This window comes from Listeria cossartiae subsp. cossartiae, assembly GCF_014224155.1.
Lineage (GTDB): Bacteria > Bacillota > Bacilli > Lactobacillales > Listeriaceae > Listeria > Listeria cossartiae.
Window position 1 is genome coordinate 1 of record NZ_JAASUI010000003.1, and the last position, 13,317, is coordinate 13,317.

21 protein-coding genes and 1 other annotated feature are annotated in these 13,317 nt (G+C 38.5%); of the genes, 6 read left to right on the plus strand and 15 right to left on the minus strand.

What is annotated here, in order from left to right; translation table 11 throughout:
* Positions 1-248: 248 nt before the first annotated feature.
* Positions 249-854: an HD domain-containing protein gene (locus HCJ30_RS09625; RefSeq protein WP_185391976.1), complete on the minus strand. Its 606-nt coding sequence runs from the start codon at positions 852-854 to the stop codon at positions 249-251.
* Positions 855-919: 65 nt separating this feature from the next.
* Between HCJ30_RS09625 and HCJ30_RS09630 the strand changes: the two genes are divergently transcribed.
* Both HCJ30_RS09630 and HCJ30_RS09635 read left to right on the plus strand, forming a co-directional pair.
* The gene (locus tag HCJ30_RS09630) at positions 920-1,693 is read left to right on the plus strand and encodes an ABC transporter ATP-binding protein (protein WP_185392243.1); all 774 of its coding nucleotides are present in this window, start codon (positions 920-922) and stop codon (positions 1,691-1,693) included.
* Positions 1,694-1,742: 49 nt separating this feature from the next.
* Positions 1,743-2,105 (plus strand): hypothetical protein, encoded by a 363-nt coding sequence (locus tag HCJ30_RS09635; protein ID WP_185391977.1) that lies wholly within the window; start codon positions 1,743-1,745, stop codon positions 2,103-2,105.
* A gap of 20 nt (positions 2,106-2,125) precedes the next feature.
* Here the strand turns inward: HCJ30_RS09635 and pepT are convergent, their stop codons facing one another.
* A complete protein-coding gene (gene pepT / locus HCJ30_RS09640) occupies positions 2,126-3,358 on the minus strand; it encodes a peptidase T (protein ID WP_185391978.1) in 1,233 nt (410 codons plus the stop codon).
* A 57-nt stretch (positions 3,359-3,415) separates the two neighbouring features.
* A complete protein-coding gene (locus HCJ30_RS09645) occupies positions 3,416-3,946 on the minus strand; it encodes a DUF1697 domain-containing protein (RefSeq protein ID WP_185391979.1) in 531 nt (176 codons plus the stop codon).
* Positions 3,947-4,029: 83 nt separating this feature from the next.
* Between HCJ30_RS09645 and HCJ30_RS09650 the strand changes: the two genes are divergently transcribed.
* Positions 4,030-4,785: an exodeoxyribonuclease III gene (locus HCJ30_RS09650; RefSeq protein ID WP_185391980.1), complete on the plus strand. Its 756-nt coding sequence runs from the start codon at positions 4,030-4,032 to the stop codon at positions 4,783-4,785.
* 40 nt (positions 4,786-4,825) lie between these two features.
* Here HCJ30_RS09650 and rplT read toward each other — a convergent pair whose 3' ends face one another.
* The 5 genes from rplT to rplS form a co-directional block, all read right to left on the minus strand.
* Positions 4,826-5,185 (minus strand): 50S ribosomal protein L20, encoded by a 360-nt coding sequence (rplT, locus tag HCJ30_RS09655; protein ID WP_003720097.1) that lies wholly within the window; start codon positions 5,183-5,185, stop codon positions 4,826-4,828.
* Positions 5,186-5,224: 39 nt separating this feature from the next.
* Entirely contained in the window at positions 5,225-5,425 is a 201-nt protein-coding gene (gene rpmI, locus HCJ30_RS09660; protein WP_003720098.1) for a 50S ribosomal protein L35, read from the minus strand.
* Between the two features lie 21 nt (positions 5,426-5,446).
* Positions 5,447-5,962, minus strand: a complete 516-nt coding sequence (gene infC, locus HCJ30_RS09665; protein WP_010958948.1) for a translation initiation factor IF-3 — start codon at positions 5,960-5,962, stop codon at positions 5,447-5,449.
* An 82-nt stretch (positions 5,963-6,044) separates the two neighbouring features.
* Positions 6,045-6,183, minus strand: a sequence feature (ribosomal protein L20 leader region).
* Between the two features lie 125 nt (positions 6,184-6,308).
* A complete protein-coding gene (locus HCJ30_RS09670) occupies positions 6,309-6,866 on the minus strand; it encodes a VanZ family protein (protein ID WP_185391981.1) in 558 nt (185 codons plus the stop codon).
* 602 nt (positions 6,867-7,468) lie between these two features.
* Positions 7,469-7,813 (minus strand): 50S ribosomal protein L19, encoded by a 345-nt coding sequence (rplS, locus tag HCJ30_RS09675; protein ID WP_003728425.1) that lies wholly within the window; start codon positions 7,811-7,813, stop codon positions 7,469-7,471.
* A gap of 207 nt (positions 7,814-8,020) precedes the next feature.
* Here rplS and HCJ30_RS09680 point away from each other — a divergent pair, with 207 nt between their 5' ends.
* From HCJ30_RS09680 to HCJ30_RS09690, 3 genes are read left to right on the plus strand one after another with little or no spacing between them, the layout of a single operon-like run.
* Complete coding sequence (locus HCJ30_RS09680) at positions 8,021-8,455, plus strand: MerR family transcriptional regulator (RefSeq protein ID WP_185391982.1); 435 nt, start codon at positions 8,021-8,023, stop codon at positions 8,453-8,455.
* Positions 8,455-9,042, plus strand: coding sequence for an NAD(P)H-dependent oxidoreductase (locus tag HCJ30_RS09685; protein WP_185391983.1), 588 nt, complete (start codon positions 8,455-8,457; stop codon positions 9,040-9,042). The genes HCJ30_RS09680 and HCJ30_RS09685 overlap by 1 nt, the downstream gene beginning before the upstream one ends.
* Positions 9,043-9,062: 20 nt before the next feature.
* Positions 9,063-9,779, plus strand: a complete 717-nt coding sequence (locus HCJ30_RS09690; RefSeq protein ID WP_185391984.1) for an MBL fold metallo-hydrolase — start codon at positions 9,063-9,065, stop codon at positions 9,777-9,779.
* Between the two features lie 28 nt (positions 9,780-9,807).
* Here HCJ30_RS09690 and HCJ30_RS09695 read toward each other — a convergent pair whose 3' ends face one another.
* From HCJ30_RS09695 to rpsP, 7 genes are all read right to left on the minus strand, one after another.
* A complete protein-coding gene (locus HCJ30_RS09695) occupies positions 9,808-10,197 on the minus strand; it encodes a hypothetical protein (protein ID WP_185391985.1) in 390 nt (129 codons plus the stop codon).
* A gap of 18 nt (positions 10,198-10,215) precedes the next feature.
* Positions 10,216-10,953 carry a tRNA (guanosine(37)-N1)-methyltransferase TrmD gene (gene trmD / locus HCJ30_RS09700; RefSeq protein WP_185391986.1) on the minus strand — a complete coding sequence of 246 codons (738 nt, stop codon included), beginning with the start codon at positions 10,951-10,953 and terminating at the stop codon, positions 10,216-10,218.
* Entirely contained in the window at positions 10,953-11,471 is a 519-nt protein-coding gene (rimM, locus tag HCJ30_RS09705; protein ID WP_185391987.1) for a ribosome maturation factor RimM, read from the minus strand. Before rimM ends, trmD begins: the two co-directional genes overlap by 1 nt.
* Before the next feature lie 9 nt (positions 11,472-11,480).
* Positions 11,481-11,867: a YlqD family protein gene (locus HCJ30_RS09710; RefSeq protein WP_185391988.1), complete on the minus strand. Its 387-nt coding sequence runs from the start codon at positions 11,865-11,867 to the stop codon at positions 11,481-11,483.
* Between the two features lie 27 nt (positions 11,868-11,894).
* Positions 11,895-12,629, minus strand: a complete 735-nt coding sequence (locus tag HCJ30_RS09715) for a gamma-glutamyl-gamma-aminobutyrate hydrolase family protein (protein WP_008948140.1) — start codon at positions 12,627-12,629, stop codon at positions 11,895-11,897.
* A 109-nt stretch (positions 12,630-12,738) separates the two neighbouring features.
* On the minus strand, positions 12,739-12,969 hold the full coding sequence (locus tag HCJ30_RS09720; protein ID WP_003728421.1) for a KH domain-containing protein: 231 nt from the start codon (positions 12,967-12,969) through the stop codon (positions 12,739-12,741).
* 16 nt (positions 12,970-12,985) lie between these two features.
* Positions 12,986-13,258 carry a 30S ribosomal protein S16 gene (gene rpsP, locus HCJ30_RS09725; RefSeq protein ID WP_003720111.1) on the minus strand — a complete coding sequence of 91 codons (273 nt, stop codon included), beginning with the start codon at positions 13,256-13,258 and terminating at the stop codon, positions 12,986-12,988.
* Between the last annotated feature and the right edge of the window lie 59 nt (positions 13,259-13,317).

Here is a 13,317-nt window from a genome sequence, read left to right on the forward strand (position 1 = left end):
TTTGTTGAAAACAGCTTTCTGTTTTCTGCCCTGCGATTACCAGTGAGACTTTACGTCTCATTGCTTTTCGTCTTCTTCTTTGTTCAGTTTTCAAAGGTCAGTTGCTTTGTTAACGCAACTTTTAAATCTTACCATAAAGTTGAAATCGCGTCAACAACTATTTTTAAAATGTTTTTTGATGAATTAACTTGTATCAATTCAGCTTTATCATTATATAACAGGTTTTTAGGAAATACAAGCGTTTTAGATTATATTTTTAATTCTTTTTCTAAAGCATGTATAAAATCCTGCATAATTTGTTGTTTTTCTATGGCTAGTTCTTGGGCTGTCTTTGTTTTTAGCTGATCTTGAATAAGTAATAATTTATCGTAAAAGTGTTGTAGCGTGGTTTCTTCTGGGTGGTTGTGATTCGCTATTTCTCTATTATGTGCGCCTCCATAGGTGAATGTTCGTGCTATGCCGATTGCGCCAATTGCATCTAAACGGTCAGCATCTTGAACTATTTTTTCTTCTATTGTTAATGCTTGGATTGGATTTGCTCCGTTTTTAAATGAAACGGATTGGATGATGCGGATGATTTTATTGATTATGTTTGGTGGTATGGCTTCTGCTATCATCCAGTTAATTATTGTTTCTGTTGCTTCTAATGGATTTTTTGTTAATTTATGGTCATTGTAATCGTGAAATAGTGCGGCTAATTCGATAGCGAATAAGTCGCCACCTTCTTCCGCTTGGATTTGTTTACTTAAATGCCATACGCGTTTAATGTGTGCCCAGCCATGACCAGTTGTTTCCTTTTCGAAATGGGACTGCATCCATTTTTCGGCAGCTTTAATGATTTCTTCTTGCTTCATTGTGTTTGGCTCCTTTTTTTCGTTATTTTCATGTACAATAGTAGAAAATGGAAATGGGGTATTCGATGTTTGAATTTGAACATGTTTATTTAAAACGGGATAATAAAACCATTTTGTCGGATATTAATTGGGTGGTGAACGAGAAGGAAAATTGGGCGATACTTGGGCTTAATGGTTCTGGTAAAACTACTTTACTTCAACTTTTAAATGGGTATCTTTGGCCTAGCAGTGGAAAACTTCAAGTGCTTGGGCATGTTTTTGGGCAGACTTCTTTGCCAGAGTTGCGTAAATCGATTGGTTGGGTTAGTAATGCGCTTGACCATCAACTGAAAGAGTATGAGTTAAGTGAGCAAATTGTACTTAGTGGGAAATTTGCCAGTATCGGTATTTACGCGAAAGTCACAATAGAAGAAATTGATCAAGCGAAAAAGCTGCTTACTGATTGTGGTGGTGCCGCGCTTATTGGAAAGCCGTATAAAATTTTATCGCAAGGTGAGCGTCAAATTGTTTTAATTGCTCGGGCTTTAATGGCTAATCCTAGGTTGCTAATTTTGGATGAACCTTGTAATGGGCTTGATTTATTTGCGAAAGATCGTTTGCTAGCGCGAATTAAAAAAATCGCTGAGCTGCCTGATTCACCGACGATGCTTTTTGTTACGCATCATACCGAAGAAATTCTTCCTTGCTTCGATAATATCATTTTACTGCGTGACGGGGAAATAACTCATCACGGGAAAACGGAAAAACTTTTGAATGAAAATGTTCTTCGGGATTTTTATCAGCAGCCTGTGGAGTTGATTCGGATAAAAGATGGCTCTATTGCAGTGTATCCAAAGTAAGTGGTATAGTGAGAGTACGAAAAATGCGTATGTAGAGGAGCGGAATATTTTGTATGAAACGATGATTGCAAAAGCTAGTGTTCGTGAGCTTCTTAGGATGGATACTAGTCTGATTTACGGTTCGTTCGCTTATAAAATGGATGGTGAGCTACTGGATTTAACCGGACTTTGGATTTCGAATGAGGATGCGCTGATTTTTTACTTAGAAAATGAAGAAGTTTATTTGCTCAAAAAATTCGCTTATGAAGATATAGTAGTATTAGAACAAAAAGTGAGTTTGCTTGCTATGACGAAAAAGTTGATTTTACGGCTTAAAAATAAGGATAGTTATACTTTACTCGTAGCGAACGGGGAAGCGAAAGTGTTTGCTGCCAAAGTAAAGGAACGCATAGAAAAAGTGAGTCTAGGATAATCTAGGCTCACTTTTTTTAGTTATTCTTTTTCTTCAAATAAGCGTGCTACTTCGATGATTACTTCTGTTGCTTTTACCATACTTTCTAATGCCACATATTCGAATTTGCCGTGGAAGTTTTCTCCCCCGCCGAAAATATTTGGTGTTGGTAGTCCTTTGTACGAAAGTTGAGCGCCATCTGTCCCGCCGCGAATTGGGCTGATTTTTGGCTCAATATCTAAGTTTCGCATTGCGGCACTCACGATATCCACAATTTCTTTTACTGGTTCAATTTTTTCGCGCATGTTGTAGTATTGATCATTGAGTTTTAGTTCTACGGATCCTTCGCCATATTTTTCTTCTAGTTCTTTGGCGATTGTTGCGATATGTGTTTTTCTTTCCACGAATTTCAAGTGGTCGAAGTCGCGAATGATATAGTAGGATTTAGCTTGTTCTACGTCGCCATTTAAAGAGATTAAATGATAGAACCCTTCGTAGCCTTCCGTATATTCTGGTGCTTCTTCTTTTGGAATGCGTGCATCGAATTCCATCGCCATTTTAGTTGCGTTGACCATTTTATTTTTGGCTGTTCCAGGATGTACACTGTTCCCATTAAAGGTAATTTTGGCTCCAGCGGCGTTGAAACTTTCGTATTCTAACTCGCCAAGTGGTCCGCCGTCCATTGTGTAAGCATATTTCGCGCCAAATGCTTCTACGTCAAAACGTTCTGGTCCTCGTCCAATTTCTTCATCCGGTGTGAATGCAACGCGAATTTTGCCGTGTTTGATTTCGGGATGGTTAATTAAATGGTTCATTGCCACCATAATTTCGGTAATGCCCGCTTTGTCGTCTGCGCCAAGTAGCGTTGTTCCGTCAGTTGTGATTAGTGTTTTTCCTTTGTAATCAGCTAGTTCTGGAAATTGTTTTGGGGAAAGTACGACATTTAAGTCTTTGTTTAGAATGATATCTTTGCCATCGTAGTTTTCGTGCACTTGTGGTTGGACGTTTTTGCCTGTTAGGTCGGTAGCTGTATCTAAATGGGCTAAAAATCCGATTACTGGGACTTCTTTCGTTGTATTAGATGGAAGTGTTGCCATGACATAACCGAATTCGTCGACTGTTACTTCTTGCATGCCGATTTCTTTTAGTTCTGTAACGAGAATGTTCGCCAATTCCATTTGACCTGGAGTTGTTGGGCAAACGGTGCTTTCTTCATTTGACTGTGTATCTACTTTTACATATTTTGTAAATCGTTTTAATAGTTCTTCTTTCATTCCGATCACTCCCTTAGATTGATTCTTTCTCATTATAAACTTGATTTTCGAAAAATTCTATTCCTGGCTGTTGAGTAGTGTTTGTAATTGAAGCGTTGTTCGCCAGTTTCGTGTTGTTGTCAGGGTCTTTTTAAATTTGCCAAGGAAAACTGGTAATTTTAAAGTGTGGATTTGATTGGAGAAAACGTGGATATAAAGGACGCGTCCGATGGCGATTACTTCCGCTTGGTCATTTTTTTTCCTCGCGATATCGATAGTTTCATTATAGAAAGCGGCCATCCATCGTTCTTCCTCGCCAATTGTTTCTGGTGGAAATGGGTTGTTTTTGATGATTTGGTTATAATTTTGTTCTGTAAATACGAATAGATCGATGGTTAACTCGAATGTCTTTTTAATTACTTCGGTTATTTTGGCTGCTACTTCTGCCTCTGTTCGTATAGTGGAACTTAGCACAAGGTTTCCGCTTTGGATATAGGTTATTACGTTTTGAAAGCCCTCTTGTTCTAAAGCTGTTTTTAAGTTTTTCATGTTCACTTTATTTTTCCCAGCAACGTTTACTGCTCTTAGTAAAGCGACGTATTTTTCCATCTATGTCCCTCCCAATCGTTTAACTACATTATAGCATGCGAATTACGTTATAATAAGGCTATTAGTGATGGGAGGTTTTTTAGGTGAAATTAATTTCTTGGAATGTAAACGGGCTTCGGGCTGCTGTTAAAAAAGGCTTTTTGGAGTATTTTGAAGAAGTAGATGCAGATATTTTCTGCTTGCAAGAGACGAAATTGCAAGAAGGCCAAATTGAACTGGATTTGCCCGCATATAAAGATTACTGGAATTACGCAGTGAAAAAAGGTTATTCAGGTACTGCGATTTTTACAAAAGTGGAGCCGTTATCAGTTCAATATGGTTTAGGGGTTCCTGAACATGATACGGAAGGCCGTGTTATCACACTTGAATTTGAGGAATTCTTTATGGTCACGGTGTATACGCCGAATTCGCAAGCGGAGTTGAAACGATTAGATTATCGGATGACGTTTGAGGATGCGATTTTGGAATATCTAAAAAACTTGGATAAAACGAAACCGGTTGTACTTTGCGGCGACTTGAATGTTGCGCACACGGAAATCGACTTGAAAAATCCGAAAACAAATCGGAAAAATGCGGGATTCTCAGATGAGGAACGCGCGAAATTTTCTGCGTTTTTAGATGCTGGATTTATTGATAGTTTTCGTTATTTTTACCCAGATTTGACCGATGCTTATTCGTGGTGGTCTTACCGAATGAATGCGAGAGCTAGGAATACTGGTTGGCGGATTGACTATTTTGTTGTTTCGGAGCGTTTGAAAGATAAATTAGTGGATGCAAAGATTCATGCGGATGTGCTTGGTTCGGATCATTGTCCAGTTGAGTTAGAACTTAATTTATAACATAAAAAAATCCCCACTCCAAAGAGTGAGGATTTTTTAATTATTTAGCTAATGCTTTTTTTGCTGAATCAGCAAGTGTGTTGAATGATGCAATATCATTAACTGCTAAGTCTGCAAGCATTTTACGGTTAATATCAATACCAGCTAATTTTAAGCCGTGCATTAATTTGCTGTAAGAAAGATCTTGCATACGAGCTGCCGCATTGATACGTGCGATCCATAATCTACGGAAATCACGTTTCTTTTGACGACGATCTCTATAAGCATATTGGTAAGATTTCATTACCGCTTGGTTAGCTACTTTGAATAATAAATGTTTAGAGCCATAATACCCTTTGGCTAATTTAACTATCTTTTTACGACGTTTGCGTGTTACTGTTCCGCCTTTTACGCGTGGCATATTGTCTACCTCCTAGAATTTACAAAAATGTTGTTTCTCTTATTTCATTTTAGCGACCATTTGACGAATACGTTTGAAGTCGCCAGCTGATACCATTGCTGATTTACGCAATTTACGTTTTTGTTTTTGGGATTTGTTAGCGAACATATGGCTAGTGAAGCCGTGTCTGCGTTTTAATTTTCCAGATCCTGTTCTCTTGAAACGTTTAGCGGAACCGCGGTGGGTTTTCATTTTTGGCATGAATATTTCCTCCTCAAAACTTTACTTTTCATGAAGTGGTGCTAGGACTAAGAACATCGAACGTCCGTCCATTTTTGGTCTTTGCTCAATTGTACAAAGGTCTTCGCACGCTTTTGCAAAACGGTCAAGCACCTTCTGACCGATTTCTTTGTGTGTAATCGCACGGCCTTTAAAACGGATAGAGCATTTTACTTTATCGCCTTTTTCAAGGAATTTACGTGCATTACGTAGCTTCGTATCGAAGTCATGTTCGTCAATCGTTGGACTTAAACGAACTTCTTTCATTACGATGACTTTTTGGTTCTTACGGGCTTCTTTATCTTTCTTCTGTTGTTCAAAACGGAATTTACCGTAGTCCATAATACGAGCTACTGGCGGTTTCGCTGTTGGAGCAACAAGCACTAGATCAAGATTAGCCTTTTCAGCAATTTGAAGCGCATCGATTTTACTCTTCACGCCTAATTGTTCACCGTCTTGGTCGATCAATCTTACTTCGCGTGCACGAATCCCATCGTTTACCAACATGTCTTTGCTAATGGTGAGCCACCTCCACTTAAATTTGTTACAACAAGATAGAAAATAGCTGTTCAAATCTGCGGCCTGCTAACTCGTTCGTTCAGAGGCCATAAAAAAACGGGCTGCTTTTCAGCAATCCCGCACATTCAAAATCGCGCACATAACGCGATGAAAGTTTGAATTTTTTGCCTGAAAACGTTCGTGTTAACGAGGCGAGAAGCGGGTTGCTCCTTCTTTCTTGTTTAATAACCTTACTTACTATATCATATGGGGTTTTTGGTGTCAAGGTGAATTGTAAAGAAAATAGTTAGAATGTATTAATAAAAAAAGCCTGATTTTGGAATTAGGTATCTTTTATAATTTGAAATTAATCATATAACCCCAATTTCTTTAACAATGGTCGGCATAATATAAATATGAGGAATCCAGCTACGCCTCCAGAAAAGTTCAAGATTACATCGTCAATATCTACAAATTTAAATGGTGCTTGGTATATAAGATCTTGTATTAATTGTGCGGATTCAATACCGACAGTTGCGAGCAAACTTATAGCGAAAACACTTTTCCACGTCATTTTTGGGTAACATAATGGTAAAAGTATTCCCAGCGGAACAAATAGGATAAAATTGGCTACTATTTGGAAAGCTGCATGTTCTCTCCCCGTCATAAAAATTTCTTTTATGGAATTAAATGGTACTAGATTTATATAAGAGCCTGTTACAAATAATTTAGTATCCTCTATTAAAACAGCATCTAACATAAGTGGAAAAATCGTAAATTTGATAACTCCGCAAATGTATACATAAAAGCATGTTTTGAAGATAATCATTTCTAATTTTTCTCGTCTTTTCAACCATCGTAGTAAGAAAAAGACGATATATACAAGTAAAGCGATTGTCATGACTAATCCAGAAAATCTAAGCATGTTTATTCTCCTAATTCTTAGTTGTTAATAGTTCTTAGGTCTATTATGAATGCTTTTTTGCACGGTGCTCAAATACAATAAGCAATAGGACCAAGCACAGAACACTGGCCATCCACCATACACTTGAAATGATATGAAAAGCAAACAATGTACTTGCTGTTATTACTAAGATAGTTAAAATAGTAAAAAAGAGTCCTTTTTTCAACTTTTCTCCCTCCCCTATAATATAGCTTCATCATAACATGATAACGTAATGCATAACCGAAATTTATCATGAATGGCTAAAAATAAGCTGATTACGAGTTTTTCTTACGCAAAATATTCGTTAATTGTTAATTTTTTCAGAAAAAACAACATAATTTCAGTAATTATTTATTATATTATGCAGCCCTGTTTTCTTTTGTCACACAAAATATATATTTGTTTTATGTAAAATAGCATTTATACAATTAAACCTAGTAGTTTATTTGGTTTTTTAACATTTATTTGAAATAGTTAGTGTATAAGATAGTATTTTTATTCAATAAAATATGATTAAATATATTTTAAATTAGCCCAAAACAAAAACCCTTGATTTCTCAAGGGTTTCAGCCGTTAAATGATTAACGAATTTCTTTAATACGAGCCGCTTTACCACGTAGGTTACGTAGGTAGTAAAGTTTCGCACGACGTACTTTACCACGACGGATAACTTCTAATTTTGCGATACGTGGAGTATGTACTGGGAAAGTACGTTCCACGCCAACACTGTTAGAAATTTTACGAACAGTGAAAGTTTCGCTGATTCCAGCTCCGCGACGTTTGATTACAACGCCTTCGAATAATTGGATACGTTCGCGAGTACCTTCGACTACTTTCGCATGTACACGTACAGTATCACCCGGACGGAAATTTGGAACATCTGGGTTTAGTTGACTTTTTGTGATTTCATCAATCAGTTTGTTCATGTTTTTCTCTCCTTCCAACAAACATTCATTCATATTAATAATGAAGCGGAATATCGTTATCAGACTGGTCTCTCCAGTCACCTTATTTAGGTTACCATAAACTAGTTTCGCTGTAAAGTTTTTTTCTTACTTTTTCTTTGATAAAAAAGCTTGACCTTGGAGTATGGTTTAATGTTACCTTTAGTATATCAAATGGAGGTGTCAGATATGGAACAATGGACTGTGAAAGAAATGGCTGCCTGTGTGGGGATTCGAGCGGATACGTTACGTTATTATGAAAAAAACAAGATAATTGTACCTAATCGGCTGGAAAACGGGTATCGTGTTTATAACGCGGAACACTTGTTGGAATTAAAGTTTATTTTGGTAATGAAATATGCTCGTTTTTCCCTTTCTGAAATAAAATTGATGATGGAATGGTTAAGGAGTGAACCTTCTGTTGCTTGTAATACGGCGTCGAAGGAGTTACTTGCGCTTAAAGCGGCGGAAATTAAACAGACGATTGCGCATTATACGAAAATCGCGGCTCTTTTAGAAGAATTGCCACAAATCGATGAGGTTCAAGATTACAGCACTGTCCAAAAAGACGTTAATATCTTTGTTGAACATATTTTCACTGACATCAGGAAGGATGGGTTTTAATGGCTAAAATTGTGGCAATCATTGGCGATCCGCGTGAAAAAGGAACGTCTAGAGATATGTTTCAGAAATATTTAGCTTTATTAGAAGAGCATCCAACTATCGAAGTGAAGACATATGATGTGCGCGAGTTAGCGTTTGAACCTAATTTGCCTGAAGGTTATCGTACGGAGCAAACTGCTGAAATGATTGCGCTCAAACAAGACGTTCGTTCAGCTGATTTATTGTTGTTTTCTTATCCAGTTTGGTGGTTTAATGTTCCCGCTGTGCTGAAAGGTGTGATTGACCATTTGTTTTGGCGCGGTGAGAGTTATAGTTTTAAAGATAAAAAGTATTTCTTTACGGGACCTTGGCGAAAAAAACGGGCGCGGCTAATTTATACGATTGGCGGCATGGAGTTACAACATCGGCTGTTTGCTCGCCCCGCCTTGACTGCCTTGCGTTATCCGCTATGGATGAGTGGCGTTCTTTCTGTAAAAGCGACGGCGATTGATCGGCTGGACCTGTCTATTCGTAAATCGGATGACTACTATAATAATAAAATTACTCGCGCGGCTAAAAAAGATATTCGTTTCTTATTAAAAAAATGATTTAGAAAGAAGGTTTTTTGATGAAAATTACTGCCAAACATCAATATTGGCAAATAACAACCTTACCGCATCTATTTCCAGTAAATTGTTATTTGATTTTGGAAAAAGATGGTTTAACCTTGATTGATACGGGGATTTTAGCACATGCGAAAGGGATTATTTCACTTATCCATAAATTAAAATTACCTTTAAAACGAATTCTACTAACACACGCGCATGGCGACCATATTGGTGGATTGGTTGCGGTGAAGGAGGCTTTTCCTGATGCGCTTGTGATGCTTGGAAGTAGAGAAAAGTTGCTCGTCGAAACAAAAGAGATTTATGCTTTTGAAACGCAGAAACCGTTAAAAGGTAGTTATCCAGATGCGTTACCGGTGAAAATAGATCATGCTTTAAAAGATGGCGATATGGTTGGCTCGTTGCTAATTATTGATACACCTGGACATACGCCTGGTTCGATTTCCTTTTTTGATGAGCGTAATGGGCACTTGTTTGTGGGAGATTTATTTCAAACGCGAGGTGGCGCGGCTATTTGTGGGGAAAAACGGTTGTTGTTTCCTTTTCCGGCGATGGGGTCTTGGGATCTTTCGACAAGTATTGCATCGGCGGAAAATGTGCAGCTGTTTGATGTGACGGAAATTGCTTGTGGGCATGGGCCAATTAAATCCATGGCTGATTTTGACTTAACGGGCGTGCTTGATCGGGCAAATAAACAACTTGCTAGTCAAAAAAACTAGAAAGCCAACTGCTGGCTTTCTAGTTTTTTTAGAATCTCGTGATTTTAATGTTGACGGCTGTTCCGTATGCTAATTGATAAACGAGCCCGTCAACGAATTGCTCGGTGAACGAACAATGAATTAAGCCATTCCCGCCGGCGTCTAAAGCTTTCTTTTGTAGTTCTTGCAGTAAATTTTCAAAACCTACTGTTTCTAAGTATGCTTCTGGGTCGCTTTTGATTCTTGGGCGTACGCTTTTGGCGAATACAACGGTCAGGATGTCATGATTGACATTAATTGGTCCAGTAGAGACCTGAACATCTTGCCATTTTTGGCCAATTCGTTTTTGGTCGTTTTCTTCTTGTACATAGGCTTCTCGTTCTTTTTGACGTTCGGATTTTTTGGATTCTTTTTCTTCTGGAGTTCCGAAAATTGCCATTTAAAATCACGTCCTTTTTTATTTACTGTCGGACCATTCTTTGAGCCAAGTCTTTTGCTTGTCTGTTAAGGGATAGTTTTTAAGTAAATCTGGGCGGCGCTCGTAGGTTCTTTTGAGTGATTCTTTGTCGCGCCATTCTTCTATCCAAGCGTGATTCCCGCTGAGTAAAATATCTGGTACTTTCATTCCGCGAAAATCAGCTGGTCGCGTGTAGTGCGGATGTTCGAGTAGACCTGTCGAGAACGAATCGGTTACAGCGGAGTCTTTATTACCAAGCACACCTGGCAAAAGACGGATAACGCTGTCCATCACGATCATCGCACCAATTTCGCCACCGGTTAGAATATAGTCGCCAATCGACACTTCATCGGTAACTAGGTGTTCGCGAATTCGTTCATCATACCCTTCGTAATGACCGCAAATGAATATAAGGTGCTCTTCTTCAGCAAATTCTTCTGCCATTTTTTGGTTGAAGCGTTTGCCGGCTGGGTCCATTAAAATAACTCTTGGCTTTGTTTCTGGCTGTTTTTCCTTGACAGCTTGAACAGCATCAAATATCGGCTGGGCTTTCAGCAACATGCCTGCCCCACCACCATAAGGGTAGTCATCGACAATATGATTCTTTCCTTCTGCATATTCCCTGAAATCTGTCACTTCAACCGCGACACGCTCGTTTTCGATGGCTTTTTTTATAATTGAATTCCCGGTCACTCCCGAAAACATATCTGGGAAAATGGATAGAATATCAATTTTCATTAATCTAGCAGCCCTTCCATTACTTCGATGGTAATTTTTTTGTCGTTAGTATTAATTTCTTTCACTACATCGGCAATATAAGGAATCAGTTTTTCTTTTTTGTCTGCGCCTTTTACGACCCAAACGTCATTTGCGCCTGGTGTTAGAATTTCGGTGATTTCACCAAGTTCTTCGCCGTCTGTCGTTACAACGGTGCATCCAATGATTTCATGAAAGTAAAATTCGTTTTCTTCTAAATCAGTTTGTTGCGCTTCTTTGATTTTAAGTACGCCTTCTTTCATACGTTCCACTTGATGAATTCCTGTGAATCCTTCAAACATAAGTAAATCAAAGTTTTTATGTTTACGGTGCGAGCGAATGATTAGTTTTTCCGGCTTCTTGCTATTTTTTTCGAATAAGTACACGGTATTTCCTACTTGGAACCGCTCTTCTGGGAAATCGGTCGTTGCGATAACGCGAATTTCACCGATTAATCCATGGGTATTAACAATTTTTCCTACATTATACATTTTCTCCATAAGTCACCTCTAGCGTATTTCTACTATGATTCCATCTTTGACCACAATTGTTTTGTCAAAAATGGATTTATCCCACTTGTCTCCTACTTGTACATCGATAATTGTTTCCATTTCTCGTTCGCGAATTTCACTGCCTAGTTCGAGGACTTCTAATTGTTCCATTTGAAACTGGATTAATTTTTTCTTTTCCCGGCGAATGTCGAGTTCATGGGTAAAGTAATCCGCCACTCGTTCTGGTTGAAATTTGCTTTTTCGTTCCATTTTCTTTTGTTCGAAATGTAACTGATCGCATTCTTGTTCAATTTGTCGTTTTTGATCGGTATAGTACTCGATTAATTCTTGCTTACTTGCTTCGGTCAAAATTTGTTTGACGACAACTTTTTGGATGATTTCCACTGGACACCTCCACTAGCGATTATCTCCTTATTTTACCATAGTTTTTTTGGATTCATCTACTAATGCCTGGAATAATTGTTCACTTTCTGGATCTGTTTGGAACATTAATTCGGGATGCCACTGAACCCCTAAGTACCAACTTGGCAAATTGTCCCCTTCGACTGCTTCAATCATTCCATCGGCAGTGCGTGCTGTTACTTTGAAACTAGGTGCTAATTTTTTGATAAATTGGTGATGCAGCGAGTTGACTAATTTTTTATTTGGATGGTGTTTTGCGAGTTCGCTCGTTGGTTCGATATCAATTGTATGGGAGCCGAGTTGTTCATCGACGCGCTGTAAGTGTTGTAAAGCTTTCGTTTCGACTTGGCTAATATCTTGATACAACGAGCCACCTAGCGCCACGTTGACTAGCTGCATCCCACGGCAGATTGCGAAAATAGGTTTTCCAGCGTCTAGGGCTGCTCGAACTAAGGCGATTTCATAGCTGTCCCGCGGTGGAAAATAAGCGCCGATTTCTTGGGATGGTTCTTCTAAATAAAATTGTGGCGTAATGTCTTGTCCACCGGTTAACAGCAAACCATCCACGAGAGAAATTGCTTGAACGGCAACAGACGGGTCATCTATTGGTAAAGCGATAGGAAATCCGCCAACTTTTTGAATCGCATCTACATATCGCTGTTGCGTATAGGTTACACGGTGTCCGTAAAAAACGTCCACTCCTTTTACTAATCTATTTCCGGTAATTCCAATAACTGGCTTCATCACAATTCCTCCATTTCTATTCTATTTTACAACATTTAGTGAGGTAATTGCTTCTCTGATGATTGTTAAAAAAAGTTATAAAAAAACTCGCCAAATTGACGAGTTTTTGTTATTCGATAATTTCAAGACGAATCTTCTTATCGTTTTTGGAGCCAACTGCGTAGACAAGAGTACGAATCGCTTTCGCAATACGACCTTGCTTACCAATCACGCGTCCCATGTCTTCTTTACTGACAGACAATTTGTAGGTTAACGATGTATCCGTTTCTTCCGGCGTGATAACAACGTCTTCCGGGTGGTCAACAAGGGGTTTCACGATTGAGAGAATGAGTTCTTCCATTCGCGCCGAGACCTCCTTATTTACCTAATTTTTGGTTATGGAATTTTTCCATGATACCTTCGCGGCTAAGAAGATTGCGAACTGTATCAGATGGTTTTGCACCATTATGCATCCATTTCAAAGTTGCTTCTTCGTCGATTTTCACTTCAACCGGATCAAGTAATGGATTATAAGTACCAATAGTTTCGATTGAACGGCCATCACGTGGGAAACGAGAATCAGCGACTACAATACGGTAGAAAGGTTTCTTTTTAGAACCAATACGTTTTAAACGAATTTTAACTGCCATAGTTTAATTACACCTCCATAAAGTCTTACACAAGTATATATATTACCAGTAAAGGATTT